Origin of the sequence: Colwellia sp. RSH04, from assembly GCF_003545765.1 — a bacterium.
Lineage (GTDB): Bacteria > Pseudomonadota > Gammaproteobacteria > Enterobacterales > Alteromonadaceae > Colwellia.
Genome location: NZ_QXIO01000001.1, coordinates 778,133 through 799,292 on the forward strand (window position 1 = coordinate 778,133; position 21,160 = coordinate 799,292).

Genomic DNA, 21,160 nt, shown 5'->3' on the forward strand with positions numbered 1-21,160 from the left:
ATTTTTCCATGATTTTTTAGAAAGTTAAGTGTATTACAAACCAAATGTAGATTAAGTTAGTACCAAATTAATCCATTATTATCTATTACACGATACAACTGTTAAAATAATGCCATTATTGGTATTTATATTTTCTCGATATTTATTTATGCATCAAACTAGTCAATTTAAACCCGCTTGGTGGTTAACTAATCCGCATATGCAAACACTTGGTGCGAAATTATTTCGACGAAATCCTATTGCTACTTTTCCAGAGAATATCGAATTACCTGATGGCGACTTCATTGAATTAGCTTGGACAGAAGTACCAACGTCAAGCAATAGTAAACCTATTACGGTTGTTTTACATGGTTTAGAAGGCTCCAAAGACAGTCATTATGCAAACAGAATGTTAGCTGCGATTAAGTCTAAAGGCTGGATTGGTGTATTAATGCATTTTCGTGGCTGCGGTAAAATGACAAATAGAAAAGCCAATTCCTACCATTCTGGTGACACTCGTGACTTATCTTATTTAACCAAGTTGCTTCATTCCCGCTATTCAAAAACTGAACTATCTATTCTTGGCTTTTCTCTTGGTGGCAATGTCTTAACTAAGTACCTTGCTCAAGAGCCGAACAACCCATATAAAGCTGCCACTGTAATTTGCGCACCTTTAGACTTAGCTAGTTGTAGCGCTCGTATTAATAAAGGCTTTTCAAAACTTTACCAGAAATATTTACTCGATATGTTAAAAGCGAGTACCCTAGTGAAAGTTAAAGCGAAGTTAATTAGAGATATAACCAAAGAACAAATCAAGGCAATTAAGAATATTAAAGAGTTCGATAACAGTATAACTGCGCCACTCAATGGCTTTGATAATGCAGAAGATTACTACGAAAAATCGAGCGGGAAACAAGTTTTAAACCAAATCAAACAGCCTTGCTTATTTATACACGCCGCTGATGATCCTTTCTTATGCCATCAAAGCACATTACCGACAAAGATTCTTCCAAGTAATATTACCTTTGAAGTGTCCAATGGCGGTGGTCATGTAGGATTCATTTACGGAAAAAACCCCTTCAAGCCAAAGTTTTGGTTAGAACATCGTACTTTGAATTACCTCGCGCAATTTATCATTACACAGAGAAACGCTACTGCATGATCATTCCTTTTGAACAACTCGACAATGAAACACTTACCGCAGTCATTGAAGACTATGTATTAAGAGAAGATACTGAATTTGATGCCATGGAAACTAGCAAAGAAACAAAAGTCCAGCATGTTAAAAACCTCCTTATTCAAGGAAGTGTTGTTCTCGTTTATTCTGAACTATATGAGAGTGTAAATATCTTACCAAAAGATCAGTTTGAACGAGCCCAAAACGAAGAAGTTGACTTTCAATAGAAAGAAAATCAAGCCCCTTTATCTAAGGCTATGTTCAATGGTAGTCGCTCAGTCTTGAAAAAACTCTAATTCTCTTTTTAGCCGCTGTTGCTCTTTTATTGCTTCAATTTCACGCCATTTTCTTTTTCGTTGTTTAATTTTTCTTTTAGATTTTTGTTCTAGTAATTCCATTTGGTCTGAATATTCCTGTTCTATCCACTCATAAGATTCCATCATTGATAATCCTCTTCAATACGAAAGTAGAGAAAATTTACTGAATCAATATGACTAATCGATGAAGGAAATGTTATGAAAAAATGAAGAAAACTTTACCTCAATCGCTATTAGCCTATACTTAAAATAATGGGTAGGTGGCTTATGAAATTTTGCATGTTTATTAAATTAGGGGTGGTCTTATTATTTGTTAGCTCGCAAGCATGGGCAAATAAAGATCTGACCATATTGCTCGCATATGGTGATAATGACGGAGCTCCCTACGCCATAGAAGAGTCAGACAAATTAAGTGCCGGCCTAATAAAAGATATATCTACGGAGCTTGCTGCTTTTTTAGATCTTAATATCGAGTATGTAAAAATTCCTCGTCAACGCATCGAACGCTACTTAGAAAATAATGATATTCATATAGTCCTATTTAGTAATCCCGATTGGTTAAGCAATAGCGAAAAACTACAATGGAGTGACGAAATTTTTTATGAACAAGACTTAGTGGTTGTTAGAGAAGATAATCCTAAAACCTTTAATAAAATTGAAGACTTACGAGGTATGACTTTAGGCACGATAAGAGGTTACCGCTATGCTAATTTGCAACCATATTTTGATGATAAATTTTTTGTCCGCTATGACGTGAGTACTCTAGAGGTTAACTTTATCCGCCTTTCATTAAATCGTATTGATAGCTTAGTAGGCGCTAATGTATTAATAAATTATTATTTAAAGACCTCTCAAAACCCTGAAAGTTTTAAAGTACTACCTTTTACCGTTAGCTCTCACCCTGTTAAAGCAGCAATTTCTCCTAACGCACCAATAGATATCAATAAATTTAATGCTGCTTTATCACAATTAAAGTCTGAAGGTGTCATTGAAGCTATCCTAGAAAAGTACCAAATAAATAATACAAAAAGCCTGAAAATTAATAAGTAATATTCAGGCTATTGTTAACACTTTATCTATAACTACAATATAACTATCAAGGATAATTATTTTGCATCGGTACTTTCAAAGATTTTATCAGCAGAGGCAGCAACAAAGCCAGTATATAGCTCACCATTTGCTAACGGGTAACGTTTAGCAAACTCGTAAAAACAACTAGGAATCTCTAACACTTTATCTGTAAAGCTCACTTTTGACTTATCAGCTAACGTTGAAGATTGTTCAAGTTTTACGGCTTCATTGCCTTTCACTTCGCCGCCTGAAGTATTCAGTAAATATCCTGCCGCTTTAAGAGCATTATTCACGTCTTCAATGGTTTCATAACCTTCTAAATGATTAATGCTTACCGTGAAATGGTTTGCACGATAGCCCCAAGCAGCTAACCATGCGGCATATTCACTTTCAGCTAATAAGGTTTGATAATCATCTGAACTGACTTGCCATTGCTTACCTGAATACAAGAAGTTTTCTTGATCGCTTACATTTTCAGGTAATTGTTCAACTAATGTATTAATTATCTGTTGTACTTGTGGTGAGAACTCTTCAACGCGTAATTCACTGATAAATACCTTAGGCATAGTGTCATCACTGTGCTCATAATGTTTCGCAGTTAATTTTTTTGCCGCAAAGTCGTATTGACCACATTCTGTGTAACCTAGCGCGATTAAGTGTTTAGCTAGAGTTTGTAATCCTACTTTTTCATTATTAAAAGTACGATAAGCAACATGATCATTAATAACATCATTTCCATTACCCAATAGCGCCTGGATACTCTTCGCTGAAGGGGTAACTTCAATATACTGTTGCCAAATATTATCAAATAGTGCGGTTACATTTGCTGTCATGGTATTTCTCTCGTTATATATAAATAATTAAATAATAGTGCTAATAGCAATAACCATCGAGAAAATAACTAGATATTTTTGATGACAGCAATCGCTATCCATCAAAATTAGATTTGATCAATATTTTTAAAGAAGTTAGGACGAACGCCTGCTTGCTTTGTGGGGTTATAAAATAAAAATGAATTTGCGTGCATAACCAAATATTAATCGTTGTTAAGTTGAGGGTGTATTAACACCCCAATAACATGTAAGCACATATTTTAAGCTGATTTTGCTGAGCAAGCAACACAAGATGTACTAATAATGCTGGCGATGGGGTTTAATTATTTTTTGCCAAGCAAAATCTCGAGAGCCTAAACTATAAAAATCAGGATTAGAGAGACTTTCTCTTTTGTTATAGCTAAGTGGCTGAAATTCACTATCCAAAATATCACCACCAGCTTGTTCCAGAATACATTGACTTGCGCCCGTATCCCATTCACCCGTAACACCGATTCTTATATAACAGTCAGCACCGCCTTCAGCAATCAGGCAGTTCTTTAATGAACAGCTTCCTAGGGCAACATAATCAAACTGATAGTCTTTATTGAGGTATTGCCCCATTAACTCAAGTTGTTGCCTGCGACTAATCGCGACTTTTATTGCTCGATCACTTGTGTATTTGGCAACTTCAATTGCATGACTTGCTTGAAGATTATCTTTAAAAGCCCCAAGATTTTTTTGTCCGTAATAAGTTAAGCAATGATCGGGGGCATGTATTACTCCAATCGTTGGCCAACCTTGTTCAACTAAAGCAATATTGACTGCAAAATCACCACTACCAATAATAAACTCACCCGTACCATCAATGGGATCGAGCAACCAATATCTATCCCAAGATTTGCGAGCTTCAAGAGGTAATGCACCAACTTCTTCAGAGATAATTGGAATATTCGGTGTTAATGTACGTAATTGATCCATCAAAATATCATTTGATGCAATATCAGCGCTGGTAACAGGGCTCTGATCAGCTTTAACTTCAGCAGTATAATTTCCTTGCCGATAATACTTCATAACTTCAGTACCTGCTTTCTTGGCACTTTCTAAGGCGATGTTTAATAACTTTTCATTACTCATTGGCTAGCCTCTTAGTTTATCTACAACTAACATTAGTGCAGCAATGCTTCTGGCTTCTCTAAAGTCTGCTTGCTGCAATAACTTTTGGTAATCTTTAATGGGCCAAGTAACCACCTCTAATGGCTCTGGCTCATCACCTAGTAAAGAAGACTTATACAAATCAGTCGCTAAAAAAATATCCATTTTTGCATTAAAAAAAGCTGGGGCCATTAATAATTGAGTTATCGAGGTTAACGAGTCGCTACCATAAGCTATCTCTTCTTGTAGTTCTCTATTTGCAGCAACTTCAGCCGTTTCTCCCTCATCAATTAACCCTTTAGGAAAACCAAGCATATAGCTGTGAGTTCCCGCGCAATACTCCCTAACTAATAACAAGGTATCATTATCTAGCATAGGTACAATCATTACTGCACCGCGCCCTGAACCAACCATTCGTTCATAGAGTCGCTTCTCACCATTGCTAAAGGTTAAATCAAGTTGCTCAATAGAAAATAACTGACTTTTGGCTACTATCTTTTGTGCATTAATTTCAGGTAATTGGTTTTTAATGGTCATTTGCTTAAAACAATTTAATACATTCCTTTTATATCGCTATAATGACACGATAATCATCTCTATTGGAACCGCTAAATGCTTAATTGGGCAGAAATTTCAACCGTGCTTATTGATATGGACGGTACTATCCTTGATTTACATTTTGATAACCACTTTTGGTTAGAACACTTACCCATGCGATATAGCGAAAAAATGTCTATAAGCGTCGAGCAAGCAAAAGATGAATTAAAATCAGATTATCAATCAGTTATTGGCACAATTGAATGGTATTGCTTGGATTATTGGCAAGAAAAAACGCAATTGCCTATCAAAACGCTTAAACGCGAGATACAACATTTAATACAATTAAGAGAAGATGCTCACGACTTTTTAGTGGCCTTAAAAGACAGCGGTAGAGAAGTTATTTTGGTCACTAACGCTCACCCTGATGCATTATCACTAAAAGTAGAACGAACACGGTTAGATAAGTATTTTGATGTGCTGTATTCAACCCATGAATTTGGCGCAACCAAAGAATCACAACAGTTATGGCAACGACTACAAACCAAGCAAGGTTTTGACACGAATAGAACATTATTCATTGATGATAGTGTTAATATACTCGCTTCAGCGCAACGGTTTGGCATTAAGCACTTACTTGCTGTCGCAAACCCAGACAGTAAAAAAGCCGATAATATTATTACCGACTTTCCTGCAACAACTAACTTTTATGAGTTTGTAAAAGATATACTCGCGACACCGATGATATAAAATACTACAACATAAATAGCTATCGATGAAAAGTTATGTGTTTTAGCGTTAAAAACTCAAGCGGTATCGACCTTCATTGTCTGCTCTACCAATAAAAGGTAGTGCTTGCTTCAATTCTGCAGGGAATTTATTCCCTGGCAATAAATGACCTTGTCCTGAAATAGCACCTTGACCTTGAATATAAGCACTAAAAGTTAATCCTAAATCATTTTTAGGATCAACCGTTATTGAGATAGCTTTATTTTCGCAGCCAATAGTGGCAGCCAATTGATTAAGTTTAATATTTTGCTCTAAAGCGATAACCCCAGCACTTTGCCATGTAATATTACCTTGTGCTTGCAAACAAGCATTATTATTGGCTAAATCAATAATCATCTCTGAAAGAATCACTTCAACATCGCCTTTAGCTGTTAAAGGCAAAGGCAAACTAACCTGCTGAGCAATAACATTTGCTTTAACTAATACATCAACGTTAGTTAGCAACAAACGCTCTTGAGAAATATCAACGGTTAATATTCCTTCTGGCCCTGCAATTAATGGGTTCCCAAACGTGACCGTTACACTTGGTGATAAAGTCAACAATGACCAAAAACTTAAACGTGCATTAACTTGGTTTAGGGTAGTATCAGCAATGATTGCTTGCTCAACATCCATATTCCAAACAGTGCCTGAGACACTAGAAAGGCTTATGTTTTTAGGTAACTTTACTTGCCCTAAAACAAAAGTTGCTGGCATTGAGGCCAATAAAAATGTTAGGAATAAGCATAAAAACAATGCGCCATAGCTAAAGTACTTCTTCATGAAAAATCTCTAATTTAATAATTTACTATTGGGTTTCAGTAACCTGCCCATTATCGCTTTGCTAACTGCAATCGTCTTACTTTAACTTCACCAGCGCGTTCACCTTTAGATAAATCAATCGACTTAACTTGTAGACCTTCATTATTAGCTAAGTGTTCTAACCAAAATAACAGTTGAGTAAATGGCGCACTATCTATCCACACTTGTAAATCGTCACCTTGAGGTTGCATACGAGTGATAGTAATTTGATGCCCGTTAGCACTACGATTAATAATACTTGATAAGCTCCCACTACTCTTTTTACCTGAGTTATTTTTTTTCGCATTTTGATAATGCTGAGTATTTTCTTGTACCCACGTTAATAAACTTTGCTGCCTTTTCAATTTACTTTGAGATTGCAATAAACTGTCATTCAACGGCTGCCATATCAGGCTATAAATAATAAATACTAATACTGCAAAACCCATCGTAGCGACTAAACGCTGCTCTCTAATATTTAATTGCTGCCACCAAGCCTTCATTAGTTTCCACCTCTAGTGTTTGAATTAGACTGACGAGAGCGTTTGTTGACAATACTAAACGACCCACTAACTTTATCACCTTGGTTATTTTGAGCGCCTTGTTTAATAGAAAGCCCTGTTTTTTCCAACGCTGCTTTAAATTGTTCAAAATGCTGATAACTGTCAGCTAATGCTTGAATTCGCAACTCTTGTCTTTTGCCATCAAATTTTAAAGAGTTAGGCTTCAATTGAGAAACTTGAGTAAAAGCAGGTTGTACTTTAGCTAGCATCGCTAAAAAACCTTCACTGTCATTTGCTCCACCTAATTGAGCCAGTTTTTGATTCAGCTGAGACTTAATTGTAGAGACCCTAACACGTTTTGTTTTTGGAAAAGCTTTCTTGTAACTATCAACAATGGCTTGTTCAGTATTAGCAACTTGGCTATTCAGTTGCCATAGCTGTGTGCCCTTGTAAGCAAAAGTAAGTAATACCGCGCATACCGCCATTGCAGCGACCGACATCCAGTGTTTGAATGCCATGCTATGCTCACTTTTAACTTTGTAGTCACCTTGAAGTAAGTTAAATGTAGACTGTGAATAATGCTTTGCTAACAAAGCTAACGGTAATTCTTCTGGCATTGCATTAATCGTTAACTTTTCAGTGTGCGCAAGTGGAGAGTATGCGGCAATATGAATGCTCTCTTCTTCACTGTCATCAACATGTAAACTGTGACACTGTAATTGCCAAGTCATAGCATCAAGAGTAAAGCCTTGCCAAGCGCCTTGTCTAACAATTACCTGCGTATCATCGCTTTGCTCTAAAGCAATGGCACTCCATTGCTCCGCTAATAATGGCATCGCTAATACTTCAGGTAGCATTGACTTGGTATTGATGTTTGCATCAACTAACCAAGATTTCCATGCTTGCATCTGTTCATGAGCGACTATCGCGGTATAGCAGTTATGACCTTGTTCATCTGCAGGTAAGTCAGCGTAAGCGAAAAATAATTCTTCAACATCTTGTGCAAGATCTTCTTCAAGCATATACGGAACAGCTAATTTAACTGCGCGTTGTGACTTACCAGGCACGGTCAAACGTTTTAATACAACATCGCAACTAGGCACAAGCACATTGACTTGGCGCTGACGGGCCTTTTCAGATAAATCATTTAATTGCTCAGCACTTTTTAATTCTCCGCTGGCAATAATTTCTTCGCCATTATCAGACAATATGAGCCAATGAACGACTGCTTGTTTTTTACTGCCAAGGCGGATGTATAATGTTTCTGCCACTAGTTTTGTCCTATGGTACGACTTATTATATTTATTTGCTGATCATCAGTAACTTGCATTACAGAATTCAACGTAAAATAGCTATTATTAAAACTGGTTTTCGCTCTTAGTTTAAAGTAATCACTATCAACAACAAACTGCTTTTTTTGTTCTTCAGAGAGCTTTATTTTATTCAGCTCGGGTAAATTGTAAAAATCTTCCAAACTTTCAAAACCTTCTTCGCCTCGAGCCGATAATATTTGCTGTGCGTCATCAATGCTAGAAGATAATAAAGCCTGCAATAACTCAGGTTGTTCTGCTGAGAGTGTATTAATATTAATCTTATGTAAATTAGTATTCTCTAGCACACAAACATAAGGTTTTAACGCGGTAATAACCTGCGGAGTAAAATGCTCTATAACTCTCAACTCACTAACACTTGCTAAGTAATTATTTGCTGCTAAGTAAGGGAACTCTCTTGAGGCGTAGTCGTCGTCTTCTGCACCACTTGTACCCGTTATAAAACCATCGGCATCTAACCAATCTGTTAATGCGTCTGTCATTGACTCAGCTTCAAATTCACCAATACCATCTACGTTTAATGAAACAATTAATTCCTTTAAAATATTTTTCGTGTTGACAGCTTTTTTACCGTCGTTTGTACCATCACTATTGCCATTATTATTGGCACCCGAGCCACTATCTTTACGGTTATCATCTGAATTATTATCACTCGCGTTATTAGACCCTGACTTATCAGAGGCTAACGCATTTAAATTAAAGCAGCTTTGCAAATCCGTTATTTGACCTGATATTTCACCGTATTCAACAGGGTATGTTGTTTCTTCCTGTGCCCATATTTGCCCTAAGTGAGTCACATCTTTATCATCTTTGAAAGCAGTGATTAGCACGCGCTTAGTAAACTCTTCAGCGCCCATAGCATACCAATAGGCTTGTTGATTAGTACTTATATTAACGCTACGTTGCATTTGCATTTGTAAACGAGTCGTCATCTGCGCGGCAATAATAGCCGCCAAAGCGACAATGAGCATCACGGTAATCAAAGCAACGCCTTGTTGTTTATGTTTACCGATCATTTTGATTTTCTCTAGCTGGCACTGATTCGCCTGCCACTAAAAATTGGCGACGAATCAAACCAAAGTCTTGAGTATCAATTTCAATAGCAATAGCTTGTGGTAATGTTTGCTTAGGCCACTTGTCTTGCCATTCTTTACCATCATAATATTCAAATGACATTCCATCGACTGCGCTGATTAATGGCCGTACCTTTGGCTCTTCACCGACAACAGCATCAACAAAGTTATAATGCAAACGTTCAAAAGTCTCATCTCTTAAACGATAAGCAACAGCTTGTAATTCACTACGAGGTAGCAACATCCCTGGGTTTGTCCAACCATGGCGAACAAAAGCCAAGGCTTGTTCATTATCTAAAAAACTTTCTTCAGCGGTTTGCAAATATTGCTTACTTGGTGACTCGCCGTTAATTCTTATGGAACGACGAGCCAGTTGGTTTAAGTCTCTCTCCACAAGGATAAAAGCTCGCTGTAACTCATTTTGTCTCTCGCTACGTAATTTTGATGTTTCATCGCCTCGTTGCACGGTATCAAAAATAGTAAAGCTTGCTAAACCCACTACAGCAAAAATAGCGATGGCTATTAACACTTCGAGCAAAGTAAAACCTTGCCCTCGCTTCATATTGTTTATTACACCGCCAATAACCCTATTCATTAAGGTTTATCCTGAGCTACATAGGTCATAATACTTGTTACTGGAAATTCATCATCTTCTTTAGCTCGCACTTCCATCACTAAGGCACGCATTTCATTATTCGCGGTTTTAATCACTTTTTGCTGCCAATACCACGTGCGACTCGCTAACTCTACTTCGCCTTTCTTATTATTTTTAGGCGGCCAAGTTGTATCTAGTTTTGCCGCAACCATTTGATTTGATGCGACCCAATTAGCAAACATTTTCTCATCTAGATGACTAATATGACGATAGTTATTATCTGCTGCACCTAATAATGCAACACCTGCAATAGCAAATATAGCCATCGCTAACATTACCTCAATTAATGTAAACCCTCGCAACAGGTTAAGCGAATTACTCTTCATCTAACGTAGGCCCTTCTATGGTAAGGGGAATACTGTATAGTCCGCTAACACGATAGGCTAAATCATCAACATCATTGATAAGGGATGCTTCTTCGTTATAGGAAAAAGTTAAACTAAATGGCGTAATGTCACCGCCTGAAAGTATATAAACTTGAGGGATGAGTTTTTTTTCTTTCTCATCTTTTTCTCTAGCAGAGAAGTCATCTTCATCTTTTTCTTGAATAATACTTGAATCAAAAAGGAGTGGTTCTTCTATAGGTAAGTCATCAAGTTGCAAGCTCATTTCAACTTGTGATGGCAGTTGTCCTTTCGTTAACCAATCTTGTTCAGCTATTTCAGACCACTTCACCCCGTCGTACCCTAAAAACTGATAGTTATCTTCATTAATAACCAAGCCTAATTCAATATTATTCAGCATTCCATAATCTGCGGCTGTTTCAAAAATAGCAGCAAATTGATAACTACTTTTTTTGAGTACGTCCTCTGGTCTTTCGCCAAAAAAATTAAATTGGATAGAACTCGCAATGATACCAATAAGTACCACAACAACCATCACTTCAATTAAAGTGAAGCCTTTATTTTTGTTGAGTATTCTATTAACGGTTAACATAGAGTTAAAGCTAGCAGCCTAAATAATTAGGCTGCGTAAGAAGCTTACTGGTAATCCGCTAAATTCCAGTTACCAATATCATCTTCTGTTCCTGCTTCACCATCAGGTCCCACAGAAAACACATCCATTTTACTTTGCTCACCCGGATTTAATAATACGTATTCATTTCCCCAAGGATCTTTAGGTAAACGCTTTATATAACCATCTTCAGGAAAACGACGTGGTAATGGCTCAATATCTGTTTGAACAACTAATGCCTCTAAGCCTTGTTCTGTAGTAGGATAGTCGTAATTATCCATTTTATATAAACTTAACGATGTTTCTAAAGCAGTAACATCTGACACCGCTTTTTGCATATTTGCTCGCTCTTGGCTACCCATTAAGTTAGGTACGACCATACTGGCTAAAATGCCTAAAATTACGATAACTACCATAACCTCAAGTAAGGTAAAACCTTGGTTAGTTGATTTATTCATATTCTTTTCCTATTTGCGCTGTAAATCTAAAAATTGATTATTTGTTCTTTTAATTACTTAGCCGCCCACTAAAGTGTTCAGCTGTAAAATTGGTTGTAATATTGCCATAACAATAAATAACACTACGCCTGCCATACCTACCATTAATGCAGGTTCAAAAGCCTTCAATGAAATACTGACTAAGGCTTCAAACTCTCTATCTTGGTTATCAGCCGCTCTACCAAGCATATGCTCTAACTGACCACTTTTTTCACCGCTGGCTATCATATGAAGCATCATAGGTGGAAAAAGTTTGGTTTGTTCTAAAGAAACACGCAAACTCGCACCTTCTCTAACTTTATCAGCCGCTGATTTTACTTCTTGCTTCATAAACAAGTTATCAAGCACTTCACCTGAAATCCTCATACTTTCCAGTAAAGGTACGGCGCTTGCGGTTAATATACTTAACGTTCGTGCAAACCTTGCCGTATTAACGCCACGAGCCACTTTACCTATTCCGGGAATTTTTAACACTTTCTGATGAAAAGCTAACTTAAAGGTGGGCTTTTTCATTAACTGAGAAAAAACAAGCATCGCTAACGCAATCAGAATCACAATAAACAAACCATAATCTCTTAGGAAATCACTACTTGCGATCAAAAACTGGGTTGTTGAGGGTAAATTTTCACCCATATGTTCAAATTGACCGACAATTTTTGGCACAACCGCTGTTAGTAACACCGCAATAACACCGACGGCTACAACGGTCATAATAATAGGATAAACAAGTGCTTGAATAAGTTGCGAGCGCATCTGTTGACGCTGCTCGGTGTAATCAGCTAAACGGTTTAATACTTTATCTAAATGACCTGACTTTTCACCCGCAGCAACCATAGCACGATATAATCGATTAAATATTTTAGGGTATTCGGCCATACTTTCCGCTAAGCCATAACCTTCGGTAACTTTACTACGCACCCCCATAATCATACTTTTAATACGATTGTTATCACATTGCTCAGCAACAGCTATCAATGACTCTTCAAGTGGTAAGCCTGACTCTACTAATGTTGCCAACTGACGGGTAATTAACGCTAAATCAGTCGCAGAGACTTTACCCCCTGAACCTCGAAGTACTGAACTACTTTTACCTGAATCATTTTTACTTTTAGCTAATGTCGCCGTCACTTCTAATGGAATTAAACCTTGCTCTCTAAGCAGTGAACGCACTTGCCTTGGAGTATCACCTTCGATAACTCCTTTTTTAGTTTTGCCTTTTTGATCTACGGCTTGATAATCAAAAGCTGCCATAACCTACCTAGTCTTCACGTGTTACTCGAAGAACTTCTTCAAGGGTTGTTTGACCTAACATGACCTTATCAAAACCATCACGACGTATACTTTTATTGTTTTTACGAACAAACTTTTCAATAGCTTGCTCGCCCTGACCGTTATGAATCAACTCACGGACACTATCATCAACTGGCAATAGTTCATGTATCCCTGTTCTACCTCGATAACCTTTAAAGTTACATTCAGTACAGCCAATTGCGCGATAAATAACCTCGGTAGAGCCCTGCTCTAAACCTAGCAATTCTCTTTCTTCTTCATCAGGTAAATGACTTTCTCGACAATGCGGGCACAAGGTTCTGACTAAACGTTGAGCTAAAACACCTAATAAGCTCGAAGAGAGTAAGAAAGGCTCAACCCCCATATCTTCCATACGGGTAATAGCACCAGCAGCGGTATTAGTATGCAATGTCGATAACACCAAGTGACCGGTTAAACTTGCTTGTACTGCAATCTGTGCTGTTTCTAAATCACGAATTTCACCTACCATTACAACATCAGGATCTTGACGCAAAATAGCACGTAACCCTCGAGCAAAAGTCATATCAACCTTAGTATTGACTTGGGTTTGTCCTATACCTTCAATGGCATACTCAATAGGATCTTCAACAGTAAGGATATTGCGCTCTTTGGCATCGATTTGTGACAAACCTGCATATAGAGTGGTACTTTTACCTGAGCCTGTTGGCCCAGTCACTAATATAATGCCGTGAGGTTTCTCGATAATTTTTGAAAAGTTCACCCGTAAGCTGTCAGTCATACCAAGATCTTTCAAATCTAATCGGGCAGCATTTTTATCAAGTAAACGTAACACAACACGTTCGCCATGGCCTGTTGGCATAGTCGATACACGTACATCAACGGCTCTACCACCAATACGTAATGAAATACGACCATCTTGGGGAATACGCTTTTCAGCTATATCTAACTTAGCCATCACTTTAATACGAGAGACTAATAATGACGCTAATTTACGGTTTGGTTTAAGTACCTCACGTAACACACCGTCGACACGAAATCGTATTTGCAGCGCATTTTCAAAGGTTTCTATATGAATATCCGAAGCATTTTCTTTAATGGCTTCACTGAGCATGGCATTAATCAGCTTGATAATTGGCGCATCATCTTCATTTTCAAGCAAATCTTCACTTTCTACCATTTCATCGGCTAACGAGTACAAGTCGACTTCGTTACCAATATCTTCCATCATTTGTTGTGCTTCAGAGGAGTCGCGTTGATATACTTCAGTGAGTAAAAGCTCAAAGGCATCGTCGTTAAGAAAGTCATAATCAAAGTCTGCTTTGAGTAATCGACGTACTTCTAGCACTATATCGAAATTGACATTCGCAAGACAATGTAATGTAAAAGCAAACTTATGTTGTTCGCTTTCAGCATCATTACGAGTGACTAACACACTATGTCGTTTAGCAAAGGCAAAAGGTAATAGCCAAGCACCCGCATTTTCATCTAGCTCGGGTTCAACTTCTGCTACTATATTTTCTAAGACTTCCTCATCTGAAAGCGAATCAATATCAACCGTCATTAGTTTTTATCTTCCGAAGCTTCGAGTTTTTCTTGTTGTTCTAATGATTTTTTATACTCTTCGTATGATGGTTCGTTATATTTACTTTGTTCAAAACTGGTCTTTTCTTTACCCTCTTTATTATCTTTTATCGTTTTTTGGTATTCTTCAAACGAAGGTGGCAAAGCTAGCTTATCGTTCCACTTAGGCAAAATAGGCATATTTTCGTCGCTCATTAACGATAACCCTTCTTCTTGCTTACGAATTTGATCAGCACGAATATAGTTATATTTAGCCTGACTCATTTCGTCCATCAATTGACCATCTCGGATAATAGTCGGGCGTAAAAATACCATCAAGTTACGTTTACTGGTTTTATTACTGGTTGATTTAAATAAATGTCCAAGTAGTGGAATATCACCTAAAAGTGGCACTTTTTCTATGCTTTCTTGTACACTTTCATCAATTAAACCACCAAGTACTACCGTTGCTCCGCTGTCAGCCATTACCACGGTTTTAATTTCTCTTTTATCAATAGAGATATCTACACCCGCAGAGCCACTAACCGACGAAACTTCTTGTTCAATAATTAATTGTACGGCATCACCTTCATTAACTTGCGGTGTCACTCGCAATTTAACCCCTACTTCTTGGCGATCAACAGTTTGAAACGGGTTATTGTTATTACTGCCCGTGGCAGAGCCAGTAATAATAGGAACTTCCTGACCAACAATAAAATAGGCTTCTTCATTATCTAGGGTAGTGATACTGGGTGTTGCTAGAATATTTGAATTCTTATCGCGACTAACGGCCTGCACAATAGCACCCCAGTCATTTTTAACGATACCAAACATCATACCGCTAACCGCACTTAATACTTGCGCCAACGGCTCATAGTTGCCATCAACATCCGGTTTATTATACCCAGGAGTGACAACTTCACCATTGCTTGGACTAAATACTGGCGGAACATAGTCTCCAGGAGTCGACTCAGCCGCTTTAGCTGCAGCGGCAACACTCGAAATAGGCGCTGGCCCATTATTAAATTGCGTAAAGCCACCCGCTTCTGTAAACCATTGCACTCCTAAGTCAACACCATCACCTTCAAGTACTTCAACAATAATCGCTTCAACTAATACTTGTGCTCTGCGCACATCTAGTTGGCGAATTACCGCTTCAAGAGACACTAACATGTCAGGTTGAGCAGTAATAACCAGTGCATTGGTTGATTCATGGGCATCAATGCTAACATCACGCTTTTGCGAGCTACGAGTTTTGGTTTGAGCACCTGAGGTTTCAGCAACAATAGATTCACTAACCCCTTTGAGTACTTTCACTAAATCTTCTGCTTTTGAGTACTTAAGGTAATAGACACGAGTATTGCCGTTAGACTCTAACTCGCTATCTAAACGCTTCACTAAACGCACAACACGCTCACGCGCTTTAACTTCACCACTAATAATGACGCTATTAGAGCGATCATCAGCAACAATTTTTGGAATCAAAAAAGTCGGTTGCCCAGCTTTACCACTAGTCGGCTTATTCATGGCTTCAATAATTCGCACCATTTCACCCGCTGAAGCATACTGTAGTTTAATAATTTCTACGTCTTGGTCACCTGCTCTATCAACACGCTCGATAATTTTAACTAAGCGATTAACAGTTGCAGCGGTACCGGTTAACATGATGACATTGGCAGGGTCGTAATTAACCACGTTACCGCCACCCGCTTGATCAGACAATTGACGCAGCAAAGGCACTAACTCACGTACGGTGACATTTTTCACTTCAACCACGCGGGTAACCATTTCATCACCCAAAATACGACTGTCACTACCTATCACAGGAATAGAAGCCGTTTTGGCATCTTTATTACGGATAATCTTGATGATGTTATTATCCATCTCAACCGCAGCAAAACCATAGACTTCTAGAACATTTAAGAAGAATTGATAGTACTGGTCTTCACTCAATAAATCATAACTACGAACGTTAATTTTGCCTCTAACGTTGGGATCAACGATCATGGTTTTCTTTAAATTTTTACCGACAATATTCACAAACTCGGTAATTTCAGTACCTTTAAAATTTGGCGAGTATTGTGCTGCGTGACTTTGTCCTACCAAGAACAAAGTGTTCATTGCACAGGCTGTCGTTAACGCGAGAATGAAATGTTTTAATTTATTATTCATGGTTACTTGCTTGTTAGAAAATGGGGCGTTTACATTGTTACGCTTGAAAAAATTTATCATAATTATTGTTATCTCTGCGCTTACGGCTCAATACTAAAGAGAATTTCGGTCAGTGACCCTTTTCGCTCTACTAATAAAGAAACATCTTTAGCTTGTTTCATTTCAGCCAGTGCTTTAGCTGCATCCCTAGTACTCGTTAAATCATAGCCATTCATTTGTACGGCAACATCGCCTGATTTTAACCCAGACAATTTAAAAAACTCTGGTTTTTTACCCGGTCTTAACGCGTAACCGACAATCTTACCATTTTTACGCTTCGGGTGAATCCTCAAGTGATCAGTAATCTTTCCCGGATTATCACTTAAATCGGCTCGTAACGTTTTAGCTTGTTGCTGTAATGCTTTATTGGCACGCTGATCTATCACCTCAGCCGTACCTTTGGTTCGTTGTGGGCTTGGTAGAGGCTTTCTTTCAGGTCTTGCTTTTGACTCTAATGAATAAGCAGGTTGCTTGTAATCAAAACCATCTAGCATCAAGGTTTCTAATTGACCAGCGCGTTTTATTAATACTCGATCCATTAATACTTTTTCTAAGCTCGCTCTTGTTCCTACGATTAAATCACCAATACCATAGGTTTCTTGCTTACCTTGATGTTCAATAATAGCCGCAGCAGTCTCTTTACTATCACTAGCGACCAAACCTGATAATACTAACTTCAAATTAGTTTGCGGAGCATCTTGTGCCTGCAAATCACTTGCTTGTACTTCTTTTTCAGTGAACACACCAAATAAATTTAAAGTCTGTAATTCATTTAAATTAAAAGATTTGTTATCACTTTTAATCGCTTTGTTTTTTGACACTAACGCGACATTAGAAGACATATCAGTTTGAGGAACAAACAACCACGTCATCTGCGCCATTACATACGCTATATATGTAATTAAAATAACACTGACTACTTGCGCCGTTTTTTTCTGGGCAAGTTTAGTAAGTAACGGAGTGAATGATGTTAAATCAATTGATAAAGCCATACTTCTTCTTTTTCTAATTAAATGACTGTTTTGTCTGCGTATTTGGCTAATAAAATAATCAGTTAAAATCGCTATTAGGCAAAGTGATGCCTAGGATGATACTTCAGCTACAACAAAGCAACAAGCAATGTAGGCAGTTTTTAACTAATATTTACAAAAGAGTTCGCTATGATATAGCGAAAGCAGACCAGTTATGTTAATTTGCGCACAAATTTTCAGGGTAAAATGACAATGTTAATGTCTGTCATTTATTAAGGTGATTTGCATGGGTACACCACAAAGTGACTTAACTTCAACGCGATTAGATAAATGGCTATGGGCTGCACGGTTTTATAAAACCCGCGCCATTGCCAAGCAAATGATTGATGGTGGTAAAGTTTTCTATAATGGCCAACGAACTAAATCAGGTAAAGCAGTGGTATTAGGTGACATCATCAAAATACGTCAAGGCTATGAAGAAAAAGAAGTTAAAATCATTGCAATTGCTGATAGACGTCGTGATGCCACGTTTGCACAAACACTCTATGCTGAAACTGAACAAAGCATCACCAGTCGTGAAAAAAATGCACTGGCTAGAAAACAAGGTATATTACTCAGCCCAGCCAGTGATACTAAGCCTGATAAAAAACAACGTAGAAAAATTCGAGAATTTAAAGAAAGGATATAAACCATGAGCCAATTTGATGTATTAAATCGATATTTATTCGCTGACTCACATGCCCGTGGAGAATTGGTTCAATTAGACCAGTGCTATAAAAGCATTATCAAAAACCATAATTACCCACAAGGGGTGCAAATATTATTAGGTGAGCTACTTGCCGCAACAAGTTTGTTAACAGCCACACTAAAGTTTGAAGGTGATATAACCGTTCAACTTCAGGGCGATGGCCCTATTGGCTATTTATCGGTTAGTGGTAATCATGAACAGCAAATGCGTGGTATCGCTAAACTCAAGCAAGATACTCAAGCAACGGGTTTACATGCCTTAATAGGCAAAGGCACAATGGTGATTACCATTAGGCCAAGCAAAGGTGAAGCCTATCAAGGTGTTGTTGCTTTAGAGCATGATACGTTAGCTGAGTGCCTTGCACATTACTTTGAAGTATCTGAACAAATTCCAACCAAACTTTGGTTATTTGCAGACAGTCAAAAACAACTTGCTGGTGGCGCATTAGTACAATTATTGCCTGATGGCGACGATAAAGAAAAACAGCTCAATGATTTTGAACACTTAAGTCAGCTAAGCAACACGATTAAAGCAGAAGAAATATTTACCCTTGAAGCTGAAGCCTTACTATACCGTTTATACCATCAAGAACAAGTTAACCTCTTTGAACCACAAAAAATTAGTTATGTGTGTGGTTGCTCTGAGGAAAAATGTTTAGCGGCTATTTCGCAAATAGAACCGAGTGAAATCAGCGCTATTTTAAAAGAGCAAGGTAAAATTTCTATGCATTGTGATTTTTGCTTAACAACTTACGATTTTGATGAAGCTAAACTTCAAGGTTTCATTTCGAAACTTAAACATTAGGTTTTACTTACCTTTTATTAACAAAGCTGCCTTGTTTATGCTTTTTTTTAATTCAAAGTGAATTAAATGCATAAACAAGCTCTTCTCTCCTACCCCTTTAAACATCAACACAAATCTAGATTTATTAAACAAATCAATAGAATTTAGTGTTCATTCATGTCACTTATATTGAAAACTTTCATATTAAACGATTTTTTTCTTTCGTTTTGTTAGTTAATCGCCTAAAATACCGCCTGAATATAAGCATGAAAACTTTCAAACCCCACAAAAATTTTGTCATACCTAGGAGATGATGTGCTATGACCGCCATAGAAAACTCGATTGATTTGTCACAATACGGCATAACGAATGTTAGTGAAGTTGTTTACAATCCTTCTTATGAGTTACTTTTTGCCGAAGAAACAAGAGCTGATTTAGAAGGCTTTGATAAAGGTGTCGTTACTGAGCTTGGCGCGGTCAATGTGAATACTGGTATATTTACTGGTCGTTCTCCTAAAGATAAGTACATTGTTCGTGATGAAGTAACCCGTGATACGGTTTGGTGGTCAGATCAAGGTAAAAATGACAATAAGCCTATGTCTGAAGAAACATGGGGCGAGTTAAAAACATTAGTAACGACTCAGTTATCTGGTAAGCGCTTATTTGTGGTGGATACTTATTGTGGCGCTTGTGAAAACACTCGCTTGAAAGTTCGCTTTATTACTGAAGTTGCATGGCAAGCTCATTTTGTTAAAAACATGTTCATTCGTCCTTCTGACGAAGAGCTTAGCACGTATGAACCTGACTTTGTGGTGATGAATGGTGCGAAAACTACTAACCCTAACTGGGAAGCACAAGGGTTAAATTCAGAGAACTTTGTTGCCTTCAACTTAACTGAAAAAATTCAATTAATTGGTGGTACTTGGTACGGTGGTGAAATGAAAAAAGGTATGTTCTCTATGATGAACTACTTATTACCACTTCAAGGTATTGCATCAATGCACTGTAGCGCCAACGTAGGTAAAGATGGCGATGTAGCAGTATTCTTCGGTTTATCGGGAACAGGTAAAACAACCCTTTCTACCGATCCTAAGCGTGAGCTAATTGGTGATGATGAACATGGTTGGGATGACACTGGTGTTTTCAACTTTGAAGGCGGTTGTTACGCAAAAACGATTAAGTTAAGCAAAGAAAACGAACCAGATATCTACAATGCTATTCGTCGCGATGCATTACTAGAAAACGTTACCGTTGCCGAAGATGGTACTATTGATTTTGATGATAACTCACGTACTGAAAATACACGTGTGTCATACCCAATTCATCACATTGATAATATTGTTAAGCCAGTTTCTCGTGCAGGTCACGCGAAAAAGGTTATCTTTTTAACTGCAGATGCCTTTGGTGTTTTACCCCCTGTAGCTAAACTAACACCTGAGCAAACTGAATACTACTTCCTTTCAGGTTTCACCGCGAAGCTTGCAGGTACTGAACGTGGTATTACAGAACCAACACCAACATTCTCTAGCTGTTTCGGTGCGGCATTCTTAAGCTTACATCCTACACAATACGCTGAAGTTTTACACAAGCGTATGGAAGCAGCGGGTGCAGAAGCTTACTTAGTCAACACAGGTTGGAACGGTACTGGTAAACGTATTTCAATTAAAGCAACCCGTGCAATTATTGATTCAATCTTAGATGGTTCAATTGATGATGCAGAAACAACGGTTATTCCTATGTTTAACCTTGAAGTACCAAATACCGTTGCGGGCGTTGAAGGTGATATTCTTGATCCAAGAAACACTTACGAAGAGCAAAGCGAGTGGCACACTAAAGCCGTAGACTTAGCAAACCGTTTTGTTAATAACTTTGATAAGTTCACTGATACTGACAATGGTAAATCTTTAGTTGCTGCTGGCCCGCAAGTATAGCCAAGCATTAACAACTTAAAAAAACAAAAGCCTGTTATTCATTAACAGGCTTTT

The 21,160-nt window shown here is 37.8% G+C and carries 23 protein-coding genes; 7 read left to right on the top strand and 16 right to left on the bottom strand.

The features are described from left to right. Positions 1-148 precede the first annotated feature (148 nt). Together D1094_RS03245 and D1094_RS03250 are read left to right on the top strand one after the other, a co-directional pair. On the top strand, positions 149-1,141 hold the full coding sequence (locus D1094_RS03245) for a hydrolase (RefSeq protein ID WP_118958607.1): 993 nt from the start codon (positions 149-151) through the stop codon (positions 1,139-1,141). Then, a complete protein-coding gene (locus D1094_RS03250) occupies positions 1,138-1,383 on the top strand; it encodes a YheU family protein (RefSeq protein WP_118958608.1) in 246 nt (81 codons plus the stop codon). Before D1094_RS03245 ends, D1094_RS03250 begins: the two co-directional genes overlap by 4 nt. Before the next feature lie 48 nt (positions 1,384-1,431). Here the strand turns inward: D1094_RS03250 and D1094_RS03255 are convergent, their stop codons facing one another. After that, on the bottom strand, positions 1,432-1,599 hold the full coding sequence (locus D1094_RS03255; protein WP_259337800.1) for a DUF3545 family protein: 168 nt from the start codon (positions 1,597-1,599) through the stop codon (positions 1,432-1,434). Between the two features lie 153 nt (positions 1,600-1,752). On the opposite strand from D1094_RS03255, the gene D1094_RS03260 reads away from it, so the two are divergent. Beyond that, positions 1,753-2,523, top strand: a complete 771-nt coding sequence (locus D1094_RS03260) for an ABC transporter substrate-binding protein (protein ID WP_182440080.1) — start codon at positions 1,753-1,755, stop codon at positions 2,521-2,523. A gap of 56 nt (positions 2,524-2,579) precedes the next feature. Here the strand turns inward: D1094_RS03260 and D1094_RS03265 are convergent, their stop codons facing one another. The 3 genes from D1094_RS03265 to nudE all read right to left on the bottom strand — a co-directional run bounded on the left by D1094_RS03265 (position 2,580) and on the right by nudE (position 5,048). Continuing rightward, complete coding sequence (locus D1094_RS03265; protein ID WP_118958610.1) at positions 2,580-3,377, bottom strand: DUF1338 domain-containing protein; 798 nt, start codon at positions 3,375-3,377, stop codon at positions 2,580-2,582. A gap of 297 nt (positions 3,378-3,674) precedes the next feature. Continuing rightward, a complete protein-coding gene (gene cysQ, locus D1094_RS03270; RefSeq protein ID WP_118958611.1) occupies positions 3,675-4,493 on the bottom strand; it encodes a 3'(2'),5'-bisphosphate nucleotidase CysQ in 819 nt (272 codons plus the stop codon). A gap of 3 nt (positions 4,494-4,496) precedes the next feature. Further along, positions 4,497-5,048, bottom strand: a complete 552-nt coding sequence (gene nudE / locus D1094_RS03275; RefSeq protein WP_118958612.1) for an ADP compounds hydrolase NudE — start codon at positions 5,046-5,048, stop codon at positions 4,497-4,499. Positions 5,049-5,123: 75 nt separating this feature from the next. Here nudE and yrfG point away from each other — a divergent pair, with 75 nt between their 5' ends. Next, complete coding sequence (gene yrfG, locus D1094_RS03280) at positions 5,124-5,798, top strand: GMP/IMP nucleotidase (RefSeq protein WP_118958613.1); 675 nt, start codon at positions 5,124-5,126, stop codon at positions 5,796-5,798. Between the two features lie 48 nt (positions 5,799-5,846). On the opposite strand, the gene D1094_RS03285 is transcribed toward yrfG, so the two are convergent. From D1094_RS03285 to gspC, 12 genes are all read right to left on the bottom strand, one after another. Further along, positions 5,847-6,599, bottom strand: coding sequence for a type II secretion system protein N (locus tag D1094_RS03285; RefSeq protein WP_118958614.1), 753 nt, complete (start codon positions 6,597-6,599; stop codon positions 5,847-5,849). A gap of 50 nt (positions 6,600-6,649) precedes the next feature. Further along, positions 6,650-7,120 (bottom strand): type II secretion system protein GspM, encoded by a 471-nt coding sequence (gspM, locus tag D1094_RS03290; protein ID WP_118958615.1) that lies wholly within the window; start codon positions 7,118-7,120, stop codon positions 6,650-6,652. Further along, positions 7,120-8,391 (bottom strand): type II secretion system protein GspL, encoded by a 1,272-nt coding sequence (gene gspL, locus D1094_RS03295; RefSeq protein WP_118958616.1) that lies wholly within the window; start codon positions 8,389-8,391, stop codon positions 7,120-7,122. The genes gspM and gspL overlap by 1 nt, the downstream gene beginning before the upstream one ends. After that, positions 8,391-9,467, bottom strand: a complete 1,077-nt coding sequence (gene gspK, locus D1094_RS03300; protein ID WP_118958617.1) for a type II secretion system minor pseudopilin GspK — start codon at positions 9,465-9,467, stop codon at positions 8,391-8,393. The genes gspL and gspK overlap by 1 nt, the downstream gene beginning before the upstream one ends. Next, positions 9,457-10,119, bottom strand: coding sequence for a type II secretion system minor pseudopilin GspJ (gene gspJ, locus D1094_RS03305; RefSeq protein WP_118958618.1), 663 nt, complete (start codon positions 10,117-10,119; stop codon positions 9,457-9,459). The genes gspK and gspJ overlap by 11 nt, the downstream gene beginning before the upstream one ends. Then, positions 10,119-10,505 (bottom strand): type II secretion system minor pseudopilin GspI, encoded by a 387-nt coding sequence (gspI, locus tag D1094_RS03310; protein ID WP_118958619.1) that lies wholly within the window; start codon positions 10,503-10,505, stop codon positions 10,119-10,121. The genes gspJ and gspI overlap by 1 nt, the downstream gene beginning before the upstream one ends. Then, positions 10,495-11,115, bottom strand: coding sequence for a type II secretion system minor pseudopilin GspH (gene gspH / locus D1094_RS03315; RefSeq protein ID WP_118958620.1), 621 nt, complete (start codon positions 11,113-11,115; stop codon positions 10,495-10,497). The genes gspI and gspH overlap by 11 nt, the downstream gene beginning before the upstream one ends. A gap of 44 nt (positions 11,116-11,159) precedes the next feature. Further along, positions 11,160-11,591, bottom strand: coding sequence for a type II secretion system major pseudopilin GspG (gene gspG, locus D1094_RS03320; protein ID WP_118958621.1), 432 nt, complete (start codon positions 11,589-11,591; stop codon positions 11,160-11,162). 57 nt (positions 11,592-11,648) lie between these two features. Beyond that, positions 11,649-12,881, bottom strand: coding sequence for a type II secretion system inner membrane protein GspF (gene gspF, locus D1094_RS03325; protein WP_118958622.1), 1,233 nt, complete (start codon positions 12,879-12,881; stop codon positions 11,649-11,651). A 7-nt stretch (positions 12,882-12,888) separates the two neighbouring features. After that, a complete protein-coding gene (gene gspE, locus D1094_RS03330) occupies positions 12,889-14,463 on the bottom strand; it encodes a type II secretion system ATPase GspE (protein WP_118958623.1) in 1,575 nt (524 codons plus the stop codon). Beyond that, the gene (gene gspD / locus D1094_RS03335; RefSeq protein ID WP_182440081.1) at positions 14,463-16,634 is read right to left on the bottom strand and encodes a type II secretion system secretin GspD; all 2,172 of its coding nucleotides are present in this window, start codon (positions 16,632-16,634) and stop codon (positions 14,463-14,465) included. The genes gspE and gspD overlap by 1 nt, the downstream gene beginning before the upstream one ends. 80 nt (positions 16,635-16,714) lie before the next feature. Continuing rightward, on the bottom strand, positions 16,715-17,665 hold the full coding sequence (gene gspC, locus D1094_RS03340) for a type II secretion system protein GspC (protein ID WP_118958624.1): 951 nt from the start codon (positions 17,663-17,665) through the stop codon (positions 16,715-16,717). 265 nt (positions 17,666-17,930) lie between these two features. Between gspC and D1094_RS03345 the strand changes: the two genes are divergently transcribed. From D1094_RS03345 to pckA, 3 genes are all read left to right on the top strand, one after another. Continuing rightward, positions 17,931-18,332, top strand: a complete 402-nt coding sequence (locus D1094_RS03345) for a S4 domain-containing protein (protein ID WP_118958625.1) — start codon at positions 17,931-17,933, stop codon at positions 18,330-18,332. A 3-nt stretch (positions 18,333-18,335) separates the two neighbouring features. Beyond that, positions 18,336-19,196 carry an Hsp33 family molecular chaperone HslO gene (gene hslO / locus D1094_RS03350; RefSeq protein WP_118958626.1) on the top strand — a complete coding sequence of 287 codons (861 nt, stop codon included), beginning with the start codon at positions 18,336-18,338 and terminating at the stop codon, positions 19,194-19,196. A 299-nt stretch (positions 19,197-19,495) separates the two neighbouring features. Next, the gene (gene pckA / locus D1094_RS03355) at positions 19,496-21,106 is read left to right on the top strand and encodes a phosphoenolpyruvate carboxykinase (ATP) (protein ID WP_118958627.1); all 1,611 of its coding nucleotides are present in this window, start codon (positions 19,496-19,498) and stop codon (positions 21,104-21,106) included. Positions 21,107-21,160: the final 54 nt, after the last annotated feature.

What these genes read in the sequence shown, in the direction of transcription:
- gspF (WP_118958622.1), bottom strand. Translation starts at nt 12,881, where the DNA reads ATGGCAGCTTTTGATTATCAAGCCGTAGATCAAAAAGGCAAAACTAAA.
- gspC (WP_118958624.1), bottom strand. Translation starts at nt 17,665, where the DNA reads ATGGCTTTATCAATTGATTTAACATCATTCACTCCGTTACTTACTAAA.
- gspE (WP_118958623.1), bottom strand. Translation starts at nt 14,463, where the DNA reads ATGACGGTTGATATTGATTCGCTTTCAGATGAGGAAGTCTTAGAAAAT.
- gspH (WP_118958620.1), bottom strand. Translation starts at nt 11,115, where the DNA reads ATGTTAACCGTTAATAGAATACTCAACAAAAATAAAGGCTTCACTTTA.
- D1094_RS03285 (WP_118958614.1), bottom strand. Translation starts at nt 6,599, where the DNA reads ATGAAGAAGTACTTTAGCTATGGCGCATTGTTTTTATGCTTATTCCTA.
- D1094_RS03255 (WP_259337800.1), bottom strand. Translation starts at nt 1,599, where the DNA reads ATGATGGAATCTTATGAGTGGATAGAACAGGAATATTCAGACCAAATG.
- gspK (WP_118958617.1), bottom strand. Translation starts at nt 9,467, where the DNA reads ATGATCGGTAAACATAAACAACAAGGCGTTGCTTTGATTACCGTGATG.
- yrfG (WP_118958613.1), top strand. Translation starts at nt 5,124, where the DNA reads ATGCTTAATTGGGCAGAAATTTCAACCGTGCTTATTGATATGGACGGT.
- D1094_RS03345 (WP_118958625.1), top strand. Translation starts at nt 17,931, where the DNA reads ATGGGTACACCACAAAGTGACTTAACTTCAACGCGATTAGATAAATGG.
- gspJ (WP_118958618.1), bottom strand. Translation starts at nt 10,119, where the DNA reads ATGAATAGGGTTATTGGCGGTGTAATAAACAATATGAAGCGAGGGCAA.
- gspM (WP_118958615.1), bottom strand. Translation starts at nt 7,120, where the DNA reads ATGAAGGCTTGGTGGCAGCAATTAAATATTAGAGAGCAGCGTTTAGTC.
- D1094_RS03260 (WP_182440080.1), top strand. Translation starts at nt 1,753, where the DNA reads ATGTTTATTAAATTAGGGGTGGTCTTATTATTTGTTAGCTCGCAAGCA.
- D1094_RS03245 (WP_118958607.1), top strand. Translation starts at nt 149, where the DNA reads ATGCATCAAACTAGTCAATTTAAACCCGCTTGGTGGTTAACTAATCCG.
- cysQ (WP_118958611.1), bottom strand. Translation starts at nt 4,493, where the DNA reads ATGAGTAATGAAAAGTTATTAAACATCGCCTTAGAAAGTGCCAAGAAA.
- gspI (WP_118958619.1), bottom strand. Translation starts at nt 10,505, where the DNA reads ATGAAGAGTAATTCGCTTAACCTGTTGCGAGGGTTTACATTAATTGAG.
- D1094_RS03250 (WP_118958608.1), top strand. Translation starts at nt 1,138, where the DNA reads ATGATCATTCCTTTTGAACAACTCGACAATGAAACACTTACCGCAGTC.
- nudE (WP_118958612.1), bottom strand. Translation starts at nt 5,048, where the DNA reads ATGACCATTAAAAACCAATTACCTGAAATTAATGCACAAAAGATAGTA.
- pckA (WP_118958627.1), top strand. Translation starts at nt 19,496, where the DNA reads ATGACCGCCATAGAAAACTCGATTGATTTGTCACAATACGGCATAACG.
- gspD (WP_182440081.1), bottom strand. Translation starts at nt 16,634, where the DNA reads ATGAATAATAAATTAAAACATTTCATTCTCGCGTTAACGACAGCCTGT.
- D1094_RS03265 (WP_118958610.1), bottom strand. Translation starts at nt 3,377, where the DNA reads ATGACAGCAAATGTAACCGCACTATTTGATAATATTTGGCAACAGTAT.
- gspG (WP_118958621.1), bottom strand. Translation starts at nt 11,591, where the DNA reads ATGAATAAATCAACTAACCAAGGTTTTACCTTACTTGAGGTTATGGTA.
- hslO (WP_118958626.1), top strand. Translation starts at nt 18,336, where the DNA reads ATGAGCCAATTTGATGTATTAAATCGATATTTATTCGCTGACTCACAT.